The 8,660-nt window shown below is 68.5% G+C and carries 7 protein-coding genes; 2 read left to right on the forward strand and 5 right to left on the reverse strand.

From position 1 onward, the window contains the following. Positions 1–39: 39 nt before the first annotated feature. From AB1460_RS23665 to tnpC, 5 genes are all read right to left on the reverse strand, one after another. Positions 40–1,170, reverse strand: a complete 1,131-nt coding sequence (locus AB1460_RS23665) for a CBS domain-containing protein (RefSeq protein ID WP_368964190.1) — start codon at positions 1,168–1,170, stop codon at positions 40–42. A 33-nt stretch (positions 1,171–1,203) separates the two neighbouring features. Then, positions 1,204–3,021 (reverse strand): GmrSD restriction endonuclease domain-containing protein, encoded by a 1,818-nt coding sequence (locus tag AB1460_RS23670; RefSeq protein ID WP_368964191.1) that lies wholly within the window; start codon positions 3,019–3,021, stop codon positions 1,204–1,206. A gap of 323 nt (positions 3,022–3,344) precedes the next feature. After that, entirely contained in the window at positions 3,345–3,491 is a 147-nt protein-coding gene (locus AB1460_RS23675) for a hypothetical protein (protein WP_368964192.1), read from the reverse strand. Between the two features lie 177 nt (positions 3,492–3,668). After that, positions 3,669–4,820, reverse strand: a complete 1,152-nt coding sequence (locus AB1460_RS23680) for a hypothetical protein (RefSeq protein WP_368964194.1) — start codon at positions 4,818–4,820, stop codon at positions 3,669–3,671. A 494-nt stretch (positions 4,821–5,314) separates the two neighbouring features. After that, on the reverse strand, positions 5,315–6,622 hold the full coding sequence (gene tnpC / locus AB1460_RS23685) for an IS66 family transposase (protein WP_368964195.1): 1,308 nt from the start codon (positions 6,620–6,622) through the stop codon (positions 5,315–5,317). A 307-nt stretch (positions 6,623–6,929) separates the two neighbouring features. Between tnpC and AB1460_RS23690 the strand changes: the two genes are divergently transcribed. Both AB1460_RS23690 and AB1460_RS23695 read left to right on the forward strand, forming a co-directional pair. Then, positions 6,930–7,574 carry a hypothetical protein gene (locus tag AB1460_RS23690; protein ID WP_368964196.1) on the forward strand — a complete coding sequence of 215 codons (645 nt, stop codon included), beginning with the start codon at positions 6,930–6,932 and terminating at the stop codon, positions 7,572–7,574. A 50-nt stretch (positions 7,575–7,624) separates the two neighbouring features. Further along, entirely contained in the window at positions 7,625–8,443 is an 819-nt protein-coding gene (locus AB1460_RS23695) for a hypothetical protein (RefSeq protein WP_368964197.1), read from the forward strand. Positions 8,444–8,660: the final 217 nt, after the last annotated feature.

Raw genomic sequence — 8,660 nt, forward strand, 5'->3', positions numbered from 1 at the left:
GCGCTCGAACGACGCCCCCCGATGCCCCAGCTCGCGACCTTAGCCCACGTACACGGCGAGCTTCTTCAGCATTCCGTGGAGCTGGTGGATCTGGAGGTTCTCCTCGCTGGTCAGCGGCTCCGCGCGGAAGTGCGCGACCGCGTTGCGGATGTTGCGGACGTCGTCGAGGAGATCGACGAAGGCCTTCTGGTCGACGAACGGCCAGCCGAGCCGCTGCCAGTTCTCCGGCACCTCCAGCAGGTGCTGGTACGCCCCGAATGTCATGTCCGCGACCTGGGCGGTTATCTTCTTGCCCTTTTTCGTGACGGCCGGTTCGTGGTCGAAGACGGGTGCGAGGAAGCTGCGGATGAGCCGCTCGATCTCGCCGATCACGAAGAACGGCCGGGCGAGATCGCCGAAGCGGGTCGCGATGTCAGCCATCGTGACGATGCCGCGGATCTCCCCCTGCTGGTTACGGACCAGGACATACTCGGAGGCCGTGATCGTGGCGAGGGTCGCCAGCAGGCTGTCCGTGTCGTGGACGACCTGTACGTCGTCATCGGTCGCCTTCGCCAGGGTGGGGGTGTGCTCGTGCGCGTAGAGCATCGCGACGGACTGCCAGGTCACGACACCGTGGAGGTGGAACTTGCCCTCCAGCACCGGGATCTGCGAGTAGTCCCACTGGAGCATGCAGGTGATCGCCCTGTCGAGGCTGTCCTGGGGCCCGACGGTGAGGAACTCCCGTTGGCCTGACAGCAGGTCACCGACCCGCAGCGCTCCGCTGGGGAGTTCCTCGTCGGGGTACTCGCCCGCGGTCTCCTGCCCGGCCGGTTCGTCCGTGCCGTCGTCCGCGGTGCGCTGTGACGGGATCTCCTCGGTGACTGTCGTGGTGTCACCGGGTGCTGCCGACGGGTCGGGTACCTCGGTGGCCGGTGCTTCCTGGGAGCTCGAGACGGGCGGGCCGTCGTCCTGCGCCGGTTGCGGGACCGAGGCTGAAAGAATCTTGATCTGGGTGTCGAGGGGGCCGGTCTCGAAGGTCGGCTCGGTCGTCAGCCCGGCTCGGGAGAGCAGGACGCGGATCGCGGAGATCGCCGTGGGACTGCGGACGCGGTGACCGAAGCGTTCCAGCAGCTGCCGGATCGTCAGTTCGCTGTCGACCAGCGACGTGAGGATGTCGTTGATGTCGTCCATGAGGGTTGCCCGTGGTCTCTGTGCGTCGGGCGGTCAGCTGGCAGTGACGACGGAGGAGAGCGTCTCGCGGCCCGCGGGCTTGCCCATCGCCTTCTCGACCAGAGTGAGCAACCGCTGGATCCTGTCCTCGTAGAAGGCGTCGAAGTCGTTGGCTCGCAGTGTCTTCGGGTCGATTCGCTGGGAGTCGACGAGATCATCGATCCAGTCGGTCGGCAGGCCTGACTCACGGGCGAACATCTCCAGGTAGGTCGCCGGAGAGCGCCCACCGATCGTCTTGGCCGCACGCAACGAGAGAGGCGTCTTGTTGATCACACTGGCCATGCGCGGGTCCTTGGTTCCGGCCCGCTCGAACCAGGCCTTCGGGAAGATCTGCCGGAAGTCGACCGCCTCGGTCACCAACGTGTCGGCGTTGATCGGCGCGTCGGTGGCGTGCCAGTCGTAACAGCCCTGCTGCAGCAGCAGCGCGAAGACTCCCTTGTAGGCGGCACTGAGCTTCATCGTCATGGTGTGCAGCCGCTGCTCCTGGAACGCGGCCTCGGTGACGGTGTCCGGTTCCCTGCCGGCGCCGTTCACCCAGTCGATCACCTGCTCGACGTCCTTCGGGAACCGGCTCTCGGTGGTGCCGCCGTAAAGCTCGCCGAACACGCCACACCAGTACCAGCGAACGATCTTCTCGAGGGCCTCCGGCCGGTCGGTGACCGCCCCGAGGACGGTCCTGATCGCGGCCAGCGGCACGAGCTGCGTCCGGTACGGCAGCTCGCCGCTGCGGAAGACGCACTGGCCCTGGAGGAAGTCGCCGGCCCAGGCGAGCGCCTCCGTCACCGCGGGCGACCATTTCCGGTAGTCGGCCAGCGGGAGCGTCAGCAGGTCCCTGCGCTTGCACCGGATCGACGGCGCGTCCGCGGTCCGCCGCGGATGCTCGGCGAGGTAGAGGTGGCGCCGGTGGTAGCTGATGACCAGCATGAGCGCCTGCAGAAAGTCGATGTTCCTCAGATCCTCGAGGACCGGGTACTTCTCGCTCAGTCCCTTCGAGATCCCCTGCCAGTCCTCCTGAAGGTTGAACTCCGACCCGTGCGTGGACGTGAACTCGCGGTTGCCGGCGTAGGTCGCCGTGAGCAGTTCGAAGACGTTCAGGACGAGCCCGCCGGTGTTGACCTTCTCGAACACCGTGCAGACGGCCTCGTTGCTCGTCTCCTTCGGGAGCTTGACCCAGGGCACGCGGAACTGGTTGATCCGCTTGAGCACCTCGCCGCTGAAGCGCCCCCAGGTTCGTCTCCGGTCCTCGTCCACCGCGTACGCCCACTGCCAGTCATTCGTCGCCATCGAGTCCAGGCTGAGGTTGAGCGGGAACATCCCCGCCGCGCACTCCTTCTCCCGGCTGGTCAGGTCGATGACGTCGTCGGGCCCGGAGCCCCGGCGCAGCAGCCGGTTCGCCGGCACGGAGACGATGGCCTCCTCGCGCTCGTCCTCGCTGCCGATCGCCCGGACGATGTCGATGTAATACCAGACCGACAGCTCGTTGTGCCGCTCGTCCTCGGTCTGCACGGGCTCGCTGGACATCAGCGCGTGGTAGAGCGAGGTGAGGCGCTGCTGACCGTCGAGCAACAGCTGCGCGGGGACTGCTCCGTCGGGAGCATTCGTACCCTCCAGCGGGCGCGCCTTGAACTGGGCCTCACCGCCGGTCTCCAGCGACATGATGACGCCGAGCGGAAACTCCCTGGTGACCGTCGCGAGCAGCGAACGGATCCGCTCGTCGTCCCACTTCCACTTCCGCTGGAAGTCCGGAAGCTGGATCCTGCCAGTGGACACGTCCTTGAGCAGCTCCTCAAGGAGAGTGTCGTGCACCGCCACCGCGCGTTCCCCCTGTCACCAGATGGTCGCCAGCCGTTGGAGTATCTCCACGCTCCGCACCGGCGATCGCACTGTACCGACTCGACAGCACGCAACACGAACCATCAGGCACGCAAACGGACATGTCGGGTGCGGAGGCGAAGCCAGGAGCAGGCCTCGAGCTGCCGATCCCGGACCGTGCGGCGACCGTTGCCGCCACCGCCTGTTCGGTTAACGCTCCGTCACCACAGACTGTGCGACAGAGCCGGGATCACCGGATGCAGCCCCTGCCGTCGCGGGCGTACTCCTTCAGCACGGCCTCGGCGGCGGCGATGACGGGCTGGTCACGCGGGTGCCTCCGGCGCCCTGCTGACGTCCGCCGGCGGTTCCGCGTCGATCAGGCCCTGCGCCTCGGGCAGCCGGGACGCGGCCGGGATCATGTAGTCGATACCCGGCCGGCACGGGCCAGCGGTGTTGAACCTGCGGGTCATCGACACTCCCCTCCCGGCACTGATGACACAGAAGTACCTGAACCGACACCTTACGCAGCCACGACGACTGCGCCGGAGTGACAGCCAGGCACCGCGTCGACCCGACGATCTCCTGGGAGAACAGCGGCGCCGCGAGCGCGGCGGTGGGCGGGCGCTGCGGGGCTCGGTTCACCGGGATCACGGGGCGCAGCTCGACCCGCTCCGATCGAACGGTGCCGGCTCCGCCTCGGCGGCAGCGATGGACAGGGCGGCGAGGTGTTCGGGGGTGCCGGCCCGCTCGCGGTTCCAGCGAACCCAGTCGGGCAACAGTGCCGCGGCCGCGGCCGCGGCCGCGACCTCGCCGTCGGCCCAGTCGCCCATCAGTTCCTGGAAGTAGCGGACCCGGTGCGGTGACGCGGCCTGCTCTGCTCCCGGCAGGCATCCGTCGAACCATTCGCCGGCCAGGGCCTCGACCGCCGCGGTCCCCGGAGGCTGGCCGTGACGGTCGATCGACCAGGCGGTGAAGGCCGCGACCGTCGGTGCCGTGTCGTGGCCCCCGAAGAGCGACGTCCGGGCGGGCAGCGGCATTCCACGCTCCGCCAACGCGACTTCCAGGTCGACGAGGCGGCGCATCACCCGGTACCAGTTGTTCAGCGCTGAATCCGACTCACGTCCACTCAGGTAAAGGTCGTCTTCGTCGGCGTGGACGAGACACAGCAGCTCGTCCGCATTCGTGACCGGCTGCGGCTGCGCACCGTCGGCGGACGCACCGGCCAGGGACCGCCAGGCGGCGGCAGCCTGGGGCACGTCGTCATAGCAGCCGGCGTTCACGATGAGAATGTCGCCGCAGGCGTCGACGTCGAAGAGGAAGACCGACGGATCCTTCGTCTCCGGGTAGGCGAAGCCGGCGATCACCGCCAGGCGGGTGCCGTACGCGTCCCGCATCTGCCAGACCTCACCCGTCGCGGCGATCTCCGCCATCTCGTGCAGCCAGCCCGGCTGATCAGCCCCCTGGACCACGTCACGCAGCAGTCCCCTCGCCGCGGCCAGGGCCCTGGAGGCCAGCGAGGGCACCGCGATCGAGGCGATGCCGAACAGCAGCCGCCACGGCGCCTCCCACCCCGCGCCGCCTCGGTCCAGCTCGCCGCGAATCCGCGCGGCCAGCCCGCCGACGAGCTCGACGAGCCACCAGTCGAACCACCCGACGGCGTCCTCGTCCACGGCCCGCCGCAGCTGCCTGCCGAGCAGGCGCGACGTCGCCTCTTCCAGGGCGCGCGGCCCGTCGGCTGCCAGGACGACATCAGCTCCCGCGAGAGTCTCGTCGATCGCCGGCAGAAACCAGCCCGGCATCTCCTCAGCTCGTAGCGGCTCCAGCCCGGGGGCGTCTCGCGCTGTCGCGCCGACTCGCGCCCCGGCCGCCCGCCGCGGCTGCCCAGAGCCCGGGCGCCCAGGTGGCCGCTTCTTGCTGCTCTTCTTCGACTTACGTCCACGCGACACAGGCGACACGCCGCTGATCGTAATGGTCGTGGAAGCCAGGCACCTCGCTCGCCGTGAGGAGACCCAGCAAGACCACTCCAGCACGACCATTCAGAGATCACGCTCGCGGACGCCATGAAGGCCGTAAAGGGCGGCCAGAAAAGGTCACAATTTCCTCGGCGCCCAGCCGACAAACACCTGGCCGAGATACTCCTTGGCCTGGTCGGTCAGGTAGCCTCGGGCGTCCTCACCCAGCGGTTCAAGTGCGTACCTGCGAACGTAAACATTCACCTGGTTTAGGGATCTTGCTGTAGGTGAGGGTTCACGGGCATGGCTGTGGGCCGCGCCGGGCGGGGTGGGAGGGGCTGTCAGGTGGGGACGACGGCAGCTGGTGGCATCCAGGGGGTGCCGCGGAACGCGAGGCGTAGGGCGTGCAGCGCGGAGACGCCGTGTTTACGGGCGGTGGACAGGTAGCTGGCGATCTGGAGGCGGCAGGTGGTCGTGGCCGCGGAGGTGAGCCGGCCGGAGATCTTCTGCTGGGTTTTGAACGGCCGGAGGTCGCGCTCGCTCTGGTTGTTCGTCGGCCACACGTCGAGGTCGAAGACGAAACGGAGTACGTCGTCCTGCCGGTCGCGCAGGCATACGAGCAGGCAGCGGCCGACCGGCTGCTTCGTGCCCTTCTCTGCCGCGGGGACCTGGCTGAGTCCGACGCGGACCGCGCCGCGGTACTCGGCGATCAGCGGGTCACGTAGGGCGGCGGGGACCTCGGCCAGCCCGGCCGCGCGGGCGAGGTTGGCCTGGTGGACCAGGCCCCGCAGCGACTCCTGGAGCTGGACCGGCCACACCTGCTCGGGGTAGGTCTCGGCCACATCCTGGAGATCGCGCAGGAGATGCGAGACGCACAGCTGGTGCAGGAAGCCGGTGAACTCGTCGCAGTCGTAGAGGGCGTAGCGGTCGTGGACGACGACCCCGAGCATCCGGCCGAGCAGGAACACCCGGAAGCTGGCCTTGTCACGGCCTCCCAGCATGAACAGGGTGAACAGCAGGGTCGACGCCGAGAGCACGTAGCGCTTCTCGCCCTTCGGGCCGACCTTCAGCGGTGTCTCGTCGAACCCGGCGACCCTCTCAGCGGCGATCCGCTGTTCGATCTCGGTCACCGGCGCCTCGACCGCGTCCGCACCCAGCGCCAGCAGCGAGTGCAGCCAGCCCGTCGAGACCTCCACCCCGCACAGCTCGACGATCGCCTCCCGGGCCCGCTCGACCGGCAGGTGCTGGCGGACCAGGAAGTACGTCGCGAGCGCGCGCAGCTCCGGCCCGTACGACACCGGCGCCCCGGACACCCCGTCGGGTCGGGCAGCCACGTGACGGCGCCCGCAGCCGCACACCACCCGGTAGAGATCATGCTGGGTCACCCCGACCCGGGCCGGGGTGAGATCGTGGGACTGGTGCGAGCGGGCGACCCCGACCGCCGCCGCCTCGGCCAGCGACGCCCCGCAGTCACAGGCCCCGACCGGGACATGCGCCTCGACCCGATCCGGGACCTCCCGCCAGGCCAGCGTCCGCCCGTCCTGCCCCGGCTGCTTCCCGCGCTTCTTCCTCCCGCCCCCGGCGGCACGGCGCTCCGCCCGGTTCGGCCCCACCCGGCCTGGCAGCACCCCCTCCGACGACGGCGGCAACGCGAGTTCCCCGAGTTCCGTGAGCCCGCCCGCCTCAACCGGTCGACCTCGGCCGCCAGCTCCTCGACCCGACGTTCCTGCCCGGCCAGTCGCTCCTCCCGCTCGGCGATCCCGGCCCGCAGCTGCTCGATCAGGCCCGCCTGCGCCACCACGAGAGCGACCAGCTCCTCGCGCGACATCTCCTCCGGCGGCACCCGGCCACACCACCACGCCCCGACCACGCCGTCACGGGCAACACACCCGAACGGCGAACAACATCCACACCCGGCTCCAACGCCAGCCACTCACCGCAAGATCACGAAACTACGTGAATGTTTACCTGCGAACCTCGACAGGATCATATTTCCATGGGAACACGACGATACAGATTATTCAAATCAGAATAGCAACTGGAACACCCGTCGGCCGCCGTTGCGGGCGCGCCACTGGCGACCAGAACACCGGGCGCGGCGAGCAACCCGGCAACCAGAAGCCAGCCAAGGAAGTTAATGCGATTTCGTCTGCGAGAATGCAAACTTTTCAATGGACGGCGCAGGTAGGTATTCATCTTTCCCCCACCACAAATCACTATGACAGAGAAAGCATGCCGACTACTTCATGGACGGACGACACCGAAACTCACGGCGTCGGTTCGGTCAGCCGACAGCCGACAGCCGACAGCCGACAGCCGGAGCGTCCACGGGAATCCATCGTTGCGTCCGGAGAATTTTTCCTGCGGCCGACAGGATTCGAAGCATCGACACCATTCAATCTAAACAAATATTTTTTGACCGAGGGGCTGGGGTCAAGCCGGCAGGCCGCGCCCGGACAAAGTGGTTTGCCTGCCTGCCACAGTGCTGCTCTACTCAGTGATCGCCGCCGATGCGGCTCCGTCGCCACCGATCTCCGGCGTGCGGCGAGAAAGATCGAGAGCGAAGAGACCGGGAGCCGGCAAGACATGGCAGGAACGTGAGGACGAGCGCCGAGGCGCGCCCCGAGGCCCGACGCCGAGTGGGTGACCGGATGAAGCTGCACCGCCGTCGGCTCCGGCTCGACGGACGGGCCTACACCGCGATCACTCTCCGGCCTGGCAGTTACGCCAGGTTCAGCACCAACCACTACCACCAGACCTGGCACGTTCTCTCCGACTGGCATGGTGCCCGCCTCCTCAGCCGGTTGCTGTGGGGCCTCGCCTATCAGCGAATGCCGGGCACGTTCGTCCTCATCGACCGGCCTTTCCTCACGCCCAACCCCTTCGACGCCGCCACGAGCGATCCCATCGTGCTCCTGCCGTCCGTGCTCACCACACTGCCCGCCACGGCGGCCCGCGCCCTGCGCAGCGCCCTCCCGTTGAGCGGACCGTCCGACGCAACGGTCCGATGGCACACCCCCGGCCTGGACGCTGCCGTGGCCGCTGATTCCGCGTGGCAGGCCACACCACCTGGCAGCCGCCGGTGGCCGGCCTGGCAGCCGGACCCCCACCCGCGGCCGTGGGTCGACCGCATCGGCGGCCTGATCGTCATCGCGGCACCACCGGCCACACTCAGGGGCCACGCGCTCAACATTCACCGCCTCGGCGAGTACGCGAACCGCGGTATGGACTACACCGCCCTCACCTGGCCGCTCGGCGAGGTTCAGATCTTCGCCGACTACCGCCACCGGGTACGCGCCGCCGTCGCCGCCCGCGGGGAAGTACTCGCCGAACATTCCGAACCGACCCCACCGGACGAACTCAACCCGAAGATCTGGGAACGGGGCAGCGCCATCCGCGACCGGCAGCTCAGCCAGCTTCCCCGCGCCGGAGCGCCGCAAGCCCTGCCAACCGGACCCGCAACCGGATGAGACGTTCTCGCCGTCTACTCGGAACCTGATCGCTTTGGTGATGCCCGGATGTTGACATCCAGGTGAGCGGCGCCGCGCGTCCCCACGGCCCAATACCAGGAACTTAAGGTCTGATCGTGTAGGTTCTGGCTGTGCCGAGGCGTGGTCAGGTCAAGGAGAAGGCCGGGGACCGGTTGGTGGACCGGGTCGGGTTGGGGGTGCTGGCCGCGCAGTTCCC

Source organism: Parafrankia sp. FMc2 (genome assembly GCF_041008525.1).
Classification (GTDB): Bacteria; Actinomycetota; Actinomycetes; order Frankiales; family Frankiaceae; genus Parafrankia.